Annotated in this window: 11 protein-coding genes; 1 reads left to right on the top strand and 10 read right to left on the bottom strand. The window is 44.8% G+C overall.

The genetic code is table 11. The features are described 5' to 3' along the window. Positions 1-54 precede the first annotated feature (54 nt). The 9 genes from B4240_RS09445 to recG all read right to left on the bottom strand — a co-directional run bounded on the left by B4240_RS09445 (position 55) and on the right by recG (position 14,072). Positions 55-531, bottom strand: a complete 477-nt coding sequence (locus tag B4240_RS09445) for a hypothetical protein (RefSeq protein ID WP_296238665.1) — start codon at positions 529-531, stop codon at positions 55-57. A 113-nt stretch (positions 532-644) separates the two neighbouring features. Then, positions 645-1,469: a sulfite exporter TauE/SafE family protein gene (locus B4240_RS09440; RefSeq protein WP_296238663.1), complete on the bottom strand. Its 825-nt coding sequence runs from the start codon at positions 1,467-1,469 to the stop codon at positions 645-647. Between the two features lie 63 nt (positions 1,470-1,532). Continuing rightward, positions 1,533-2,036: a flavin reductase gene (locus B4240_RS09435; RefSeq protein WP_296238662.1), complete on the bottom strand. Its 504-nt coding sequence runs from the start codon at positions 2,034-2,036 to the stop codon at positions 1,533-1,535. A gap of 122 nt (positions 2,037-2,158) precedes the next feature. Next, positions 2,159-3,205, bottom strand: coding sequence for a methionine synthase (locus tag B4240_RS09430; protein ID WP_296238659.1), 1,047 nt, complete (start codon positions 3,203-3,205; stop codon positions 2,159-2,161). Positions 3,206-3,259: 54 nt separating this feature from the next. Continuing rightward, on the bottom strand, positions 3,260-4,297 hold the full coding sequence (locus tag B4240_RS09425) for a DUF1852 domain-containing protein (RefSeq protein ID WP_296238657.1): 1,038 nt from the start codon (positions 4,295-4,297) through the stop codon (positions 3,260-3,262). 1,132 nt (positions 4,298-5,429) lie between these two features. Continuing rightward, positions 5,430-8,528, bottom strand: coding sequence for an efflux RND transporter permease subunit (locus B4240_RS09420; RefSeq protein ID WP_296238655.1), 3,099 nt, complete (start codon positions 8,526-8,528; stop codon positions 5,430-5,432). After that, positions 8,525-9,850 (bottom strand): efflux RND transporter periplasmic adaptor subunit, encoded by a 1,326-nt coding sequence (locus B4240_RS09415; RefSeq protein ID WP_296238654.1) that lies wholly within the window; start codon positions 9,848-9,850, stop codon positions 8,525-8,527. The genes B4240_RS09420 and B4240_RS09415 overlap by 4 nt, the downstream gene beginning before the upstream one ends. 362 nt (positions 9,851-10,212) lie before the next feature. Then, the gene (locus B4240_RS09410) at positions 10,213-11,310 is read right to left on the bottom strand and encodes an OmpW/AlkL family protein (RefSeq protein ID WP_296238652.1); all 1,098 of its coding nucleotides are present in this window, start codon (positions 11,308-11,310) and stop codon (positions 10,213-10,215) included. Between the two features lie 437 nt (positions 11,311-11,747). Next, positions 11,748-14,072 (bottom strand): ATP-dependent DNA helicase RecG, encoded by a 2,325-nt coding sequence (gene recG, locus B4240_RS09405; protein WP_296238650.1) that lies wholly within the window; start codon positions 14,070-14,072, stop codon positions 11,748-11,750. A 314-nt stretch (positions 14,073-14,386) separates the two neighbouring features. Here recG and B4240_RS09400 point away from each other — a divergent pair, with 314 nt between their 5' ends. Next, on the top strand, positions 14,387-15,397 hold the full coding sequence (locus B4240_RS09400) for a patatin-like phospholipase family protein (RefSeq protein WP_296238649.1): 1,011 nt from the start codon (positions 14,387-14,389) through the stop codon (positions 15,395-15,397). Positions 15,398-15,540: 143 nt separating this feature from the next. Here the strand turns inward: B4240_RS09400 and B4240_RS09395 are convergent, their stop codons facing one another. Further along, positions 15,541-16,128, bottom strand: coding sequence for a hypothetical protein (locus tag B4240_RS09395; RefSeq protein WP_296238647.1), 588 nt, complete (start codon positions 16,126-16,128; stop codon positions 15,541-15,543). Positions 16,129-16,529 lie beyond the last annotated feature (401 nt).

Here is a 16,529-nt window from a genome sequence, read left to right as displayed (position 1 = left end):
AGTTGAGAGTGGGGTATAAGTACTATATTAAGCAGCAAAGCACACCAGCACTGATTATGTTCCTATTTCAGAGTCAGCCTTATTTAGATTGTCGCAAATGTCTTTTGTGACAGCAAAACTGGCCACTTTAATATCATCTAAATCGTAATAGCGATACTGATAATCAAACCCCGTATTTATACCTTGAATAACCTCTGCTTCTGCACAGGCTAACTTGGTATGTTCATGGCGCATTACCGTTTCAATCTCTTTTCTTTCGGAGGCATCATAACCAGATATCTCCAACCTATAACCGAAAGTAACCGTTTTTCCATCAAAATCAATCTTTTCTAAAGTGGTGACTTCATCAATTTCGCTTGGCAAATCTCTGGTCAACATATCGATATTACGATACATCTTTTGTACTTCACGCTCGTGATTGCTGGTTGTAGTCACACTTTCATCATAAGCTAAATCAGAGTTATCATCCGAACAGGCGACAACCGTGAGAAAAGCTGAAAGTACCGCTAATGCTTTAAATTTATTAAACATAATTCTCTTTATTGAACATAATTATTTTTATTAAACATAACTATCCAAAATAATACGATTAGGGCGTGTCCTCATTCTAAAGAGAGCACGCCCTATTATACAAATACGAGTCTTTAAACCAGCCCTTTATACAGGAAATAAAGTCCCACCACCGTTAATAACACCGCAAAGCATTTTTTTAATAGTTCTGGCGATAACATATGCGCGACTTTTGCGCCTAGTTTGGCGGTAAAAAAGCTCATAATGCTAATACCTAAAAAGGCATAGATGTGCACAAAACCGATGGTGTTGGGAACATCAACTTGCTGCTGCATGCCGAAAAACATAAACCCTAACGCACCAGCAATGGCAATCGGTAGACCGCACGCCGCTGAGGTGCCAACCGCTTTTTGCATCACCACATTATAACGGGTGAGATAAGGCACGGTTAAGCTACCACCGCCAATACCAAAAATAGCAGAAGCAATGCCGATACCCGCCCCCGCCGCTAACTGCTTAGGTTTTGATGGCAGTGTTGGATTGGCGTAGTTGGCATTACTAACATTAGCCGCGACCTGTTTTTTACCGCCAAAAAACATCTTATAAGCGACCCAAAGCAAAAATACGCCGACGATCAGCTGAAGATACAGCCCAGATAACTGCCCTGCAATCCCTGCCCCTAAAAAACAACCTAGTGCTAAGCCTGGTGCGAGATTTTTAAACACTGGCCACATAACCGCGCCTTTTTTATTGTGCGCCATGAGCGAGCTGATAGAGGTAACAATGATGGTTGCCAGCGACGTACCGAGTGCCAGATGCATAATGGTATCAGCACTGTAATCCATTTGGGTGAAAACGATAAATAACAATGGCACGATAATTGTGCCACCGCCCACGCCAAACAACCCCGCAGCAAATCCTGCTAGCGCCCCTATTATTAAAAAAATGATTAATTCCACAGGATAGTTACTTCTTTGTTAGATAATGGTTTTAGTGAAATGAGAATAGATTTAAGCGCTAAATTAAACGATTTCTATTTGCCCTACTTGATGATAAGAGCGATTAAAATACACCAAACTTTCATCTGTCCCATTTTGTTGCTCGGCTTGTTTGATCGCAACAACACGGCACATAAACACGCTATGCGTGCCAACTTGCTGAATGTCCTCAATCTCACAATCAAAACTCACAAGCGCATCTTCTAAAATAGGCGCGCCTGTTTCTAATGTCGTCCAAGCGCCGTGCCCAAACCGCTCTTCTGAGCATAGCTTGGAAGCAAAGGCATTGGATATGGGCTCATGGTGAGCGCCTAACACATTGACACTTAAGGTTTTATTTTCAAGAAAATGTTCGTGCGAGCGCGAGCTCTGATTCATACAGACAAGCAAGGTTGGCGGTGTATCGGTCACGCTACAGACCGCAGAGGCGGTAAACCCATGACAACCAGAAGCGCCCTTTGTGGTAATAATATTGACCGCCGTCGGTAATAGAGACATAGCATCTCTAAAATCAGTTGCTTCAATCATGACTTAACTCCTAAATTTTAACGCTTTAAGTACTTTAACGCTTTAAGCACTTTAAATCTTTAAGTATATTGATAACTGAGGTCACTCATGGGTTTAAACAAGGCAATCTTTGTTAAGAAATGCTAAACGCTTAGCTCATTGCGCACTATTGCTGCGCCCGCACTTAAAGCGTTCAATTTGCCGCGCGCAACGAAGCGAGATAACGGTGCCATGCCGCAGTTGGTTGCAGGGTAAAGCTTATCCGCATCGACAAATTGCAGCGCTTTACGTAATGTCTCTGCCACTTCTTCAGGCGTTTCAATGTGGTTGGTTGCCACATCAATGGCGCCGACCATCACTTTTTTACCACGAATCAGTTCAATCAAATCCATTGGTACATGCGAGTTTTGACACTCCAGCGAGACAATATCAATATTTGACTGCTGCAATTTTGGAAAGGCTTGCTCATATTGGCGCCACTCTGTGCCCAATGTTTTTTTCCAATCGGTATTGGCTTTGATGCCGTAACCATAGCAAATATGCACCGCCGTCTCACATTTTAGCCCTTCAATAGCGCGCTCTAAAGTGGCGATGCCCCAATCATTGACATCATCAAAAAACACATTAAACGCTGGTTCATCGAACTGAACAATATCGACACCAGCCGCTTCTAAATCTTTTGCTTCTTGATTTAAAATTTTAGCAAATTCCCAAGCCAGTTTTTCACGGCTTTTATAATGACCATCATATAAGGTATCAATCATCGTCATCGGGCCAGGCAGCGCCCATTTAATTGGCTGATCAGTTTGACTGCGTAAAAATTTTGCATCATCTACAAACACTGGCTTTTGGCGACTCACCGCCCCAACGACTGATGGCACACTGGCCTCATAACGATTACGGATTTTAACCGTTTCGCGCTTTTCAAAATCAACACCAGCAAGATGTTCAATAAAGGTCGTCACAAAGTGCTGACGCGTCTGCTCGCCATCACTGACAATATCAATCCCTGCCTGCAGTTGCTCTTGCAGTGACACGCGTAGCGCATCTTGTTTTGCTTCAAGCAGTTGCTCACCTTCTAAGGCCCAAGGTGACCAAATTTTTTCAGGTTCGGCAAGCCAAGAAGGTTTTGGCAGGCTGCCCGCGGTTGATGTCGGTAATAATCTTTGGGTCGGTAATAATATGGTCATAGAATTTATCTTCTTATTTATTGGTATTTTATATTTCGGCTAGATTGGGCTTGATTAGGCGGCGTGTTTTTTATGCGCACATGCTTTTGCCGCGTGCTCATTTACCTCATAGCTTGCCGCCCACTCTTCAAGGATAGCTTGGTAAGGCTTGATAAATTGCTCTTCTGTAAATTTACCTTGGGTCACCGCCATCTGGCTACGCTCTTCGCGGTCATAGACGATTTGCGTCAGTGAATAATCTTGGTATTTTAAACTGGGCTGATATACCTGACCTGCCGCCGAGTTGGCATTATAAATTTCGGGACGATAAATCTTTTGGAAAGTTTCCATGGTCGCAATCGCACTGATGAGCTCAAGGTCAGTGTAATCCGTCAACAAGTCGCCGGCAAAATAAAACGCTAAAGGCGCAACACTACCAGCCGGCATAAAGTAGCGCACGCTTAGGCCCATTTTGGAAAAGTACTCATCGGTCAACGACCCTTTGTTCAAAGAGCAGCCGTCTTGTCTGTACTCAACCCCTAACACCGGATGCTGGTTAAGCGTACGATGATAGGTTTTACTGGTTGACACACTCAGGCAAATGACCGGTTGTTTAGCAAAATTGGTTTTATAAGCTTCTGAGTTCACTAAGTATTGAAACAGCTTGCCATGCAAATCACCAAATTCTGCTGGCGGTGGCGAGGCCGGATGTTTATCAAAATGCTCTGGCAACACCACGCTAAAATCATAATCGCGGACATAAGAGGAGAAACTATTACCAATCATGCCATCGATGCGGGTATTTTCTTTATGGTCAACAATCGTGGTTTTTAATGTCTCGATGACCGGAAAACTATCGCCATTACCTTCGATATCCAAATCTGCCGAAATAATATCGACTTCAACAGAATAACGGTCGGCGGTCGGGTTATCCCAATGCGCCAAAGCGTTAAAACGATTGTTTATCATTGTTAACGTTTTACGTAAATTTTCTTGCCGCTGCTCGCCGCGCGCCAAATTGGCAAAATTGGTTGTCAGACGCGTGCTGTCTGCAGGATGATAGTTTTCATCAAAACGAATGCTCGAGATGGAATATGTAAATTGTTTACTCATGATAATCCGCTACCTTAATCTAATCTCATTGTCTGAGACAAAACCGAATTTGTGTATGGAATAATCATACCGCAACCAATACATGAATAAAAATGATAGCATTTAAACTAATGATGAATAGTATTCAATTTAGTAAGATGGAATTGTAGAATGGGATTGGATGGTAGAGAGTTTGACGGTTGATGTCACTGTGCTTAGCGACGTAGTGAATATCGATAATTCACATGATTTTTTTCACACTAAAAGTTAATTAACATGTATATTCTTATAAAAGAATATATGGTAATTAATGATGGATGAAAAAAAATTTCTTTGGCAGGTTTTAGGCGCGAGCCTGCTAATTTTTGTCTTAACAGCCATGCTGGCGGTTAGGTTTTTTAATATGCTGTAGAGACCATGGCCAGCAAGACAATCAGCGGCTATTTCGATATGTAGAACACTAATTAGTGCTCTAGACGGTACTTTATTTCATTTAGTGTTAGGCGTTTTTTCTTATCGTTTTTTAGCAAAACAATAGCAGCTTCATAAAAGTCCATATTCGTAAATGGATTATATGAATTTGGTGATCTCGTGATAAGGTTATATCGAGAGTTAACTATCTCCTTGCCGCATCGGATGCATCTGTATGAATCGCCTACTAATTCAGTTGGTATACTGATTTCACCACACCGACAATTAAAGGCGACGCTTTTCAAGATATCCGCAGCAATACGAGCCGATGCATTAGGAATGCTTTCTGCATCGTTTTTTCTAAACTTAATTTGTCTTCTAAACTGGTTTTTAATAATCTTTAACATACTCAAAGCTTCTCAGTATTGTACAATTTTTTCGCCTTACCATATTTCGGGCGACGTATAATACACCTTTAAGTAATTTTTTGAAAGATTTTGTATTAACATATTTACAGCAGTAAATTAATTATGGGTTGAAAATTGACCTAGCAGCCTTAAAGAATGTTCTGTTTACAAGTTTATTGAAGTATTAAACGTTCATTCTTCTATATAGTCAGCCATTCAAAACTTTGCTGCTAAGTTTGGCGTGCCTTCGACATCTTACGTTTGGGTAAGTTACGTTTAAATAAAAAAGGTCAACCACTTCTACGTGATTGACCTAAACGCTCTACCAGTATTTCTCATTTTTCAATAGCTGGGCTTTCCTTATCCCTTCCATGCGGTATCAACCATTTACTAAACCACCCTGAGACATCATCCATCAAGGTATAAAACACGGGAATGACCACAAGACTTAATAAGGTCGAGGTCACCAAACCGCCTAAAACAGCGGCCGCCATCGGTCGACGGAAGGTTGGATCGGCATCACCCCAACCAAAAACGAGGGGTAACATACCCGCGCCCATCGCAATGGTGGTCATAATAATTGGCCGCGCGCGCTTACGGCAAGAGTCGATAATGGCGTCAAAGCGTGCCAAACCGCGCCGCTGGGCAATCAGTGCATAGTCAACCAACAAGATAGAGTTTTTGGTAGCGATACCCATCAGCATAATAAAACCAATCATCGATGGCATCGACAGACTACTTTTAGTAATCACCAAGCCGACAAAGGCGCCGCCAATAGATAGCGGCAGTGCCATCAAAATGGTAAATGGCTGCAATATGCGCCCAAATAGTAAGATAAGCACGCCTAAAATACAGACCACGCCGACTGACATCGCAATTACAAAGCCATTAAACAGCTCAGCCATGTTTTCTGCTTGGCCTTGGTCGATAATGGTAATAGAGGCTGGTAATTGTTGCATGCTGGGTATGCTTTTCACCGCTTGTACCAAATCACCAAGCTCGCCATTGGCAGGCTGGACAATGATGCTAATTGCCCGCTCACGATCAAGACGGCTAATTTGCGCAGGTCCCGTGCCAAAATCTAATGAGGCCACTTCGCCCACACGTACCCCTTGTCCCGGTGGCAATGCACTTGGGACATATAAGCCTTCTAATTGACTGACGTTTTGTTTGGCAACATCTGGCAGGCGAACCACAATGGGAATTTGCCGCGTATCAAGATTGAGCTTAGATAAACGCTGCTCATAATCGCCAACGGTTGCCACACGCAAAGTGGTGGCAATATCTTGCGTGGTCACGCCTTTGTCCGCCATCGCTAGCCTGTCTGGGGTCACCGTCAACTCTTGGCGCGGCAGACTGCGATCGCTAGTGACAGCGCCGGCACTGGGTAACGCACGAATCTCTGCCATTATTTGCTGGGCGGTTTGTTCAAGCAGTTGCGGATCGGTACTGGTCAAAGAAAAATTATAACCGGTCTCACCGCCACTCGATAAACCAACGGTAAAGCGCGCACCCGGCACTTCTGAAAGCATACGACTTATCTGGCGTTCAATCTCTTGCTTAGAAGCGCGCTCTGCTCTGGGCGCAAGCACAATGTCTAAGCCAGCAATATTTTCTGCCTTACCGCCAGAGCTGGCTTCCATCGCCGCCTGAGCTTCCCCTACTGAGGTGAAGATATGAGTCACTGCAGGCATGGCTAAAATACGTTCACTTGCCAGCGCAGCAACGCGTTCGGTATCCTCAAGCGCCACATCAGGAGTCAGTTCAATCTCTACCCGCGTCTGATCAATGTCATTATCAGGAATAAAGGACGTTGGCAGTAATTTTACTAACGTCAGTGAAGCCACAAACAATAGTAACGTCGCCCCCATCGTCATCCAGCGATGATGCAACGTCCATGCAACCACTTTTAAATACCAATCCGTCAGCGCGCTTTGTTTTTCCACATGCTTTTTTTCAGGTCGCAATATATAGGCGGCCATCATCGGGGTAATGAGGCGCGCGACCATTAAAGACGCAAATATTGCTAACGCCGCTGTCCAACCAAACTGACGGAAAAACTGCCCAACGATGCCGCCCATAAAGGCCGTTGGTAAAAATACTGCAATCAAGGTAAAAGTGGTTGCAACGACTGCCAAACCAATCTCATCCGCCGCTTCCATCGCGGCTTCATAAGGCGTCTTGCCCATGCGCAAATGACGGATGATATTTTCAACTTCTACAATCGCATCATCGACTAAGACACCGATGACCAATGACAGTGCCAATAAAGAGATAATATTAAGGCTAAAACCAAATAAATACATGCCTAAAAAAGTGGGAATGACCGACAATGGCAATGCCACAGCCGCTACAAAAGTCGCGCGGATATTGCGTAAAAATAAGAACACAACGACCACAGCCAGTAAACCACCCTCAATTAGCATGCGGAGTGACGCTTTATAATCCTCAGCGATTGGCGAGGCTCTATCGTAGACTTTTTCAATCGTGATATTGCCGACATCATTTGATAGCTTAGCAAGCTCGGCATCAACCAGCTCCATTACTTCCACTTCACTGGCGCCGCGTGAGCGGGTGATGTTAAAGGCGACCACCGTTTGCCCATCGAGCTTGGCAATCGAGCTTGGGTCAGCCGCGCCATCGATGATTTGCGCCATACGCCCCAGCGCTTGCGTACCACCTGTTGGCACAGCAACTTGTAAGTTGTTTAAATCGCTAGCACGATCAACCGCACCGAGAACACGAATGGTTTGCGTGGTTTTACCCACTTCTGCTTCACCGCCTGAGCTGTCTTGCTGAATACCGGTAATTTGCTCTGATAACTGGGCGATAGGATATTTTAAACCACTCAAAGCAATCGGATCAGCAGCAACGGTAATCTCACGCTGTAGGCCACCGATACGGCTAACGGTACTGACTCCTGGAATGTCAGAAAGACGTTTGGTGACGGTGTCATCCACGAACCAAGACAAATCTTCCACATTCATGTTTTCTGCCGCCACCGAGTACGTAACAACAGGAAACCCTGCGGTTGAAACTTTGGTAATGATGGGATCATTGGCAGCAGCTGGCAAATCGCCACGTACCTCACCGACTGCCGAACGCACATCATCGACCGCTTCTTGGATGTCTTTTTCTAAGACAAACTCGGTAACCATGGTCGCGGCGCCCGTTTGTAGCGTCGTGCGAATATGCTTGACGCCCTCAATACTGGTGAGCTTATTTTCTATCTTTTTGGCAATGTCGTTTTCAAGCTGCGTTGGCGCGGCACCCGGTAAAGTGACGGTGACCACCACCGCGGGCAGGTCAATATCAGGAAACTGCTGCACCTTCATTTGCATAAAACCGTAGATGCCGCCCAAGGTCAGCAGCACAAACAGTAAAATGGCAACTAAAGGATTTTTAATCGAATAAGCGGAGACATTTAGATTCATGAGTGCGCCTGCGCGGCAGCGGCATTTGCTTCTTTGCCCGTTGCTTTACCATTAGTCTGAGCATCTGCCTGATTGAGTCCATCAACCAGACGTACCAAATCGCCATCGTTTAAGAAACTACCGCCTTGCTTCACAATGCGGCTGTCTGCTGGTAGCGGCTCTGTTAATGCAACGCTATCACCGAAGCGCTCACCTAAGGTGACGCGTTGTTGCTTGATACGGCCGATGTTTTTGCCGTCTTGACTGCTGATATTGGTCACAAGCATCACATAATCATAACCATCATTGCTGACGATGGCGCTAGTGGGGACCGTTTGCGCGCTGGTGCTACCCAATAAAAACTCGCCCGTTTGATACATGCCTGCCCGCGCTTTTGAGTTTGCAGCAAGGCTTGCGTAAATGGTAATTTGGCGGTTATCGTCGGCCGTTGGGGCAATCCGGTTAACTTTACCCATGACCGAATCGCCGCCTGGTAAGCTGACGCGCACGGGGGTGCCAACATTGACTTCGCCGAGCAGCTTGGGATCGATTTCCGCGCGCCACTCCAAAATGCCGCCTTTAATAATGGTAAATAATGGCTCGCCACCAGCAACCATACCGACCTCAGCCATTTTTTCACTGATGACACCGCTGACAGGCGCAACCACATTGGCATTATTGACATTCAAGCGCTGCGTACTGAGTCGCGCTTTAGATGCTTGCAATGACGCCTCTGCTTGTAGTTTAGCAGTGCGATAGCGATCCGCTTCTTGCCTACTGATGGCATCAATATCAATGAGTGGCAGGACGCGGGCGGCATCGGCCGTCGCATTAGCAAGCGTTGCTTCAGCTTCAGCAACATCTGCCTCCGCTTGCAACACTTGCTGCTCCATGGCATCGGTATCAAACTTTGCTAGAACCTGCCCCGCTTTGACGCTATCACCTTCTTCGACCAACACTCTCTCGATAGCAACGCCATTTACCTTGGCGCTAACATTAGCGACATCTTTGGCATTGATGGTGCCATCAGCACGGAGCGTGTTACCAATACTATCTTGGCTTGGCGTCACGGTTTCGACCGATAACACTGCCTGCTCGCGGCTGGCATCGTTTGGATTTACGCTATCGCTTTGCGCGCTGCTAGTAGCTAGGGAGTCATTATTTACCTCTTTGTCACCGCCCCAATACCTGCCGACCAAAACCCCAAGTACGAGCACTGCGGCTAATACCGGCAACAACCATAAAGGGAATTTTGATGAAGGTTTAGGCGCGCGCGCATCCGCTTGGCGGTAGGGAGGTAGCTCAGATTCAACTGGCCGCTGGTTGTCTTCAACATCGCTCATGATAACTCTCTGTCAATACAGGCAATTAGAAAGGGATAAGGTTAGAAAAATTATAGGTAAAAAAGCGCTATTTATGATTAAAATAGTCTATAAATTTATTGAGGATAGCATATATTAAGTCATCATCTTATTTTTATATATAGTGTTTTAGGTTCGTAAGTCTGGCGTTTATTAAGAAGAGATGAACGTAAAAACTTGCAAAGCGAACATGATAAAATGATAAAGAAGTGAAAATTCTTATGAATGAAGGTGACTAGATAAGCATTCTCTTCTATTTTCTATAAAACATAACGCACACTCCTAAGAATGTGCGCTATATTTATGGCTCATATCACTACTTTGGACTTTTTATACCTCGTCTGTTAGAAACGATAGCCGACACCAAGGTAAGTAATATAAGGGTCGATATCAAGGGTGGTCCCTGCACGGATCAACTCCTCGCCCGAATCATTTTTGACCGTAATTGTCGTATCACTGTCTAGTTTGGCGTAGGACACAGAACCAACACCATACCATCTGTCATTGAAATCATATGTCGCGCCAACAGTAAAGATAGGCGCAAAAGAGCTATCTGCTTCAACATCTACGCTCATGCCCTGACTCGATTTTATCCCTTCTAACGCCGCGCCTGCTTTTCCATCTTTAATATTTTGTATTTGATGGCCCGCCATTTCCAGATCATTACGAATACCATCATTTAGCTCGATATCGTTAAAGTACGCATACAGGACACCAGCACCAACATAAGGTCGGAATTTATTCACGCCCGATTTGCCAAACTGATAGTGTACTTCCGCTGCTGGTAACCAAGCACGTGCAGACGACGCAACACCGCCACCTTGAGTTAAATCGGTAATGGGAATATCTTTTGAAATATTAAAGTCAGGTAATGGTATCCCTATGACCTTACCAGGAGTAACTGTGCCTGTTAATGGAGCAAACACTTGACCTTGACCTAAAATATCGACTTTGGGCGGTATGCCCGCTTTTAGCTCCATTGACCACTTATCATTCATATAATAGTTGAATAACAACCCTACCGTATCCGCATCATCAGCCTCAAGACCTGTTCCAGCACTGGTCCACTCACCTAGACCATTAATCACAGAAGTACCCGAAAGATTACCTAATACCGGAACATTGCCTAAATCAAGGTCGCCATTCCCTAAACTTACAAAATCTAAAAGTCCATTTATCTGATCTTGTTTAGGATCATCGATAATATCTTTGACCGTACTGACTTTGATACTGCCATTATTAGCAACGGTGCCGTCTTTAATCACAGTCGTGGTCTGCATAGGATTGGCTTTGCCCTGCGGTGAGGCGTGCAGCCAACCAGCAGAGACAGAAAAGCGCTTAAAGCTACCATCGGATTTAAAATAATCGAATGCAGCAACAGCGGATTGGCTAAACAATAAGGGAGCGGCGATAGCGCAAGCGAGGGTTAACGTCTTTTTCATGAAACATCCTTGTAAAAAATTCAGGCCGTTAATTAAAAGCATGAATGGCACAGTAATCACTAAGCAAATCAGGTAAAGCTGGCAAAATTGAGCCAATCAAGCTCTTATTCTAACGTCCTGTTAGAATCGGTAAAACGACTAAAAATAAGCTATTTCAACCACCTATCGTTATAAAAAAAATAGGCCTACAGCAAAATTTTAGTAAATAAATGGAACGCAGTTTGACAATCCATTTTCGTAAACTGCCACACTCTAATCGTCATATCAAGAGATTTTAGAGAACAGCTAAGTCAATATTAGTTGAGGAAAAATAAAATGGAGTTTTTATTTAGGTTAATAAATAGCTTATAAAAATCATAAAAAAAAGCCATTATTGCTTAGAAATAATGGCTTTTTTTATGACAATTAAGAATAAAAAATGACGCGCCCAATTGATATCACGCATTAGTATAACGACTTGCCTCAGGCATCCAGCGATGAATAAGCTGACTGACATCGGCTTTACGCATCGGATCACTAATGAGGTGTTTTGCTAGACGCTGCGCAATGGCAAACAATTGTTCATCACGGATAAGGTCCGCCAAATAATAACCGACGTTTCCCGTTTGGCGTTTACCTAATAACTCGCCGGGTCCGCGCAGCTCTAAATCTTTTTGGGCAATAACAAAACCGTCGGTACTTTCGCGCAAGACATTTAAACGCTCCGCGCCCGTCTCCGACAACGGTGTTTGGTATAAAAGAACACAAAAACTTTTGGTCGAACCGCGCCCAACCCGCCCGCGCAATTGGTGCAACTGCGATAACCCCAAACGTTCGGCATTTTCAATAACCATAAGTGAGGCATTAGGCACATCAACCCCGACTTCGATGACCGTTGTCGCAATCAGTAAATCAAGATTGCCAGCTTTGAATTCTTGCATGATGGCTTGCTTATCAGCGGATTTCATTTTGCCATGTACCAGACCAATTCGAATATCCAAGCGCGCATTTAAATCCTCAAAAGTCGCTTCCGCCGCTTGCGCATCAAGCACACTTGATTCTTCTACCAGTGAGCAAACCCAATACGCTTGCCTACCCGCTTCACAATTCACAGCAATACGTTCAATCACTTCATCGCGGCGATTACGATCAATGGTCACGGTGGTGATTGGCGTTCGTCCTGGGGGTAATTCATCAATGATAGAGGTATCCATATCGCCATAGACACTCATCGCGAGCGTGCGCGGAATCGGCGTTGCGGTCATAATCAGCTGATGCGGGGTGCTATTCGCGACGCCTTTATTGGTCAACGCCATACGCTGCTCGACGCCAAAGCGGTGCTGCTCATCAATAATAACCAGTCCCAATTTGGCAAACTGCACTTGCTCTTGGAATAAGGCATGGGTGCCGACCACTATTTGTACGTTATTCTCGCTCACCGCCTCTAACGCTTCGCGGCGCTGCTTCGCCGTTTGTTTGCCAGCAAGCCAGCCGACGCCAATCCCTAAAGGTTCAAACCAGTTTTTAAAATTCACCAAATGCTGTTCTGCCAATATTTCCGTCGGCGCCATGACTGCCACCTGCCAGCCACTATCTAGCGCATAGCACGCCGCTCCTGCTGCGACCAAGGTTTTACCGGCACCAACGTCCCCTTGTACCAGCCTTAACATCGGAATAGAAGTCGCCATATCAGCCGTGATATCTTTCATGACCCGCTGCTGCGCGCCAGTTAAATCAAACGGTAACGCACCAAATAACTTGACGGCAAGCAGGCTATTTGCCGTACATTTGGGCGCTTTATGCTGATGCAATTGCTGACGCCGATATAATAGGCTGAGCTGATGCGCGGTTAATTCTTCAATAATCAAACGTTGGCAGGCAGCATGGGTGCGAGCACTTAATTGGGTCAGCAGCTGATACTGCCGCCCTGCATCGGTATAAGTCGGCGGTGTATGCAGCAATACTAAAGCTTCAAATATCGTTAAATTATAAACGTTATTATTGGCTGTACTTTCAACAGTGTTATTGATATTACTATCATTGCTATCACCAAAACGGTTATCAGGCACACTACGCGCAAGCGTGGAGAATATATCGTCTGGAAAATCATCTTCTGCCATTGCTGATTTAGCAGGCGCAAAAGGCGCTAACGGTAAGTCAGCGACCACTGCAAAGTCGGCAGGCGTAAATAAGGTCATCGGTAAGCCTTGAGTGCGAACCGTTTGTAGAGCAAGTTTAATCAAGGTGCGCAGCTTGTTTTGATGTAAGCCTTTCACGCTCGGATAGATTGGCTGCAGTCCTGTATTAATAATGGCCTCACTACCGCTAATAACCTGATATTCAGGATGATGTATCTGCTTACCGTAACGGCTGACTTTAACTTCGCCAAATAATTGCAGCTGGGTGCCCACACTCATCGTTTGCGCAAGGCCGCGATACACTTTAAAAAAACGCAGCGATATCGTGCCCGTGTCATCATCTACGATTACCGTCATACCACTGCGCTTGGTATCAACATGCACCACGCGCCCTGTAATCAAAGCGGCTTGCCCATGCGCCACATCAGCTATCGATACCAGCCGGCTACGATCTTCATAATCACGCGGCAAATGCAGCAGTAAATCAAAAATACGCTCAATACCCAGTTGGGACAATTGCTCCGCCACTTTTGTCCCCACACCTGCCAGCGCCGTCACCGGCATATCGAGCGCCGAAGCGGGCATGTCAGACCTTATAGGGTCTGCTGGGTTAAGGGTAGTAGCATGGCTGAACGAGGTGGGCATCAATAATCCTAAAAAAATGAATATAAATATTAATTGTTAAACTGTTTTTAAAATCTGTATTTTAACTTCTAGGCCGTCTTATAAGAGCGATAATCAAGCCGCTATAAAACGTTCAGTCATGATGATTATAACGGATAAGCCGCCCGCTTATGCTAAGCTATTTAACAATACGGCGACTAGTTGATTTCTGCATTCCCATTGTTAAACAGCGTAGCATGCCACCATTTATTCCTTTATGACGATTTTTGTTAAGGTTTTTTATGTCCTTATTTTTTAATTATTTTTTCTATCGTCATTTTTTATGGCGATTTAGTGTGCTGAGCATTTTGGCGCTGCTTATTAGCGCCTGCCAAAGTCTACCGCCCGTCACTAAAACCGACACGCCTATAACCAATCAACCAAAAGTCGCCTTAGTTTTGGGCGGCGGCGGTGCCAAAGGCTTTGCCCATATTGGCGTGATTAAGGCGCTTGAAGAAAATGGTATCACACCAACGCTCGTGGTTGGCACCAGTGTCGGCAGTCTAGTTGGCAGCTTGTATGCCAGCGGTTATAACGCCAAGCAGCTCGAGCAATTAGCACTAAACACGTCTGATAGTGAATTGACAGATTTTACCTTATCCAGTCAAGGTTTTATCGAAGGTATTAAGCTAAAAAACTTTATTAATAAAAAAGTTGGCGGACGCCCTATAGAGGATTTTCCAATCAGCTTTGCTGCGGTTGCTGCCGAAAAGCACACGCTAAAGAAAGCCATTTTTACGAGCGGCGATGCGGGTCTTGCCGTACAAGCATCATGCAGTGTGCCCAATATTTTTATTGCGCCGCGTATTCCTGAAAAAGTCGGTAAAAAATATATCGATGGCGGCGTGGTCAGCTTAGTACCAGTCGATAGCGCGCGCGATTTGGGTGCCGATATTATCATCGCCGTTGATGTGGCGGCTACTAACGTTAATACTTCCGCTAGCAATAAAATACCAACTATTAATTCATTAACCAGCTTTTGGGGCTTTCTTGAGAGTACTGTCGTCGCAAATCTTGCTAATACCTCAAATGGTAGCCAAGCAAGTACGAATCGTTCTACAGCCATGCGCCGTGAACGCGATCGCGCTGACGTTGTCATTATCCCAAATGTTGGTCATATTAGCTCGCTAGATACTAGCCAGCGGCGCGCGCTGATGACGGCGGGCTCGCAAGCCACTACGCCGCAAATTGCAGCCATTAAACAACTTATTAAAGAACAGTCACTTAAAAACAAGGCACTTAAGGACAAGACACTGATAGACAAGACACTGACAGACAACGCACAAAGTAAATATGCGACGCTTTAATGTAGAAGCTAAGCTACGCTATAAACAGCTATTTTACCAAATCTCACTTTTAAAATTGCTCATAAAAAAGCACCGCAGCCTAGACCTTAGACCATGGTGCTTTTTCGAGTCGGCAAGTATTAAATAAACATGAAAAAATTGTCTTATTTAACGCGTGCACGATATTTAACCACGACCGTGTCATTTAGACCAACGCCTTCTAAGTCCCAACGTATCGCTTTATAGTATTTTAGCGGGATTTCTTGCAATTGATTGTCAACCCTACCGCGTAATGGCATACGGGCAAATGTATTGCCATCGGCACTGCCATAGGGGAAATCAGGCGATACCGCACGTAGCAACTCTACTTGCTCTGGAATGCTCATGGTAACGGTCATTTTGCGTACGCGATCAGCATTGGTATTGGTAAAGTAGCCATGATATTCCAGCACATTACCCGACTGTAAGCGCGTATTGGCATTAACAGGCACTAACAGCTCCTGACCATTGGCATCGACACTAACCAGTGACGCGGTGATTTTGCTGTTAACGGCTTGCGCAGTTGAGGTGCTGGCTGGGTTGGCATTTGACTGAATTGCCACTGAATTATCAACGGTCTGCTCTGGCGTTGGTAACATCGCTGAGGCCTGTGTCACAGCCATCACGCCGACAAGCGTACCAGCAAAAACATGAAATAAGCGGTGTCCGCTCCACGCACTAAATGGGTTTGCAAAATGGTTACTTTTCTTCATGACATTCATTATCCCTAGTTAATGTATCGGTAAAACAATCTATCGGTAAAACGATGAATTAATAAAGCGCTGTGTTTATCAAGCGCACGTCAATAAAATGAAGCTACTAAAACTGGTTAGTTTTTCAAACACTGTTACTTAAACATCAGGTACTTAAACATCAGGCGCTATCATCGTTTTTAGTGAGTGTTATTTTTATCAATTATCTGCGTAAGCTATCGTTAAAGCAATAGCGCTTAGCATAACAAAAAGCGTTTCTTGGTACACTAATCCCGTGTTGAGGTTGTGTATATCATCCATTTACCACCAAGACTGCTTAACGCGCCTGAAATAAAAGATAGCTCATAACGGCGTTTTTTGCTATGGTAATTCACTAGCGGCAGGCTTGTTCTGTCACGCTC

The sequence above is a fragment of the Psychrobacter sp. UBA5136 genome (genome assembly GCF_002414005.1).
Taxonomy (GTDB): domain Bacteria; phylum Pseudomonadota; class Gammaproteobacteria; order Pseudomonadales; family Moraxellaceae; genus Psychrobacter.
Note: the sequence above shows the minus strand (reverse complement) of the source record. Positions and strands in the feature narration are given on the sequence as shown.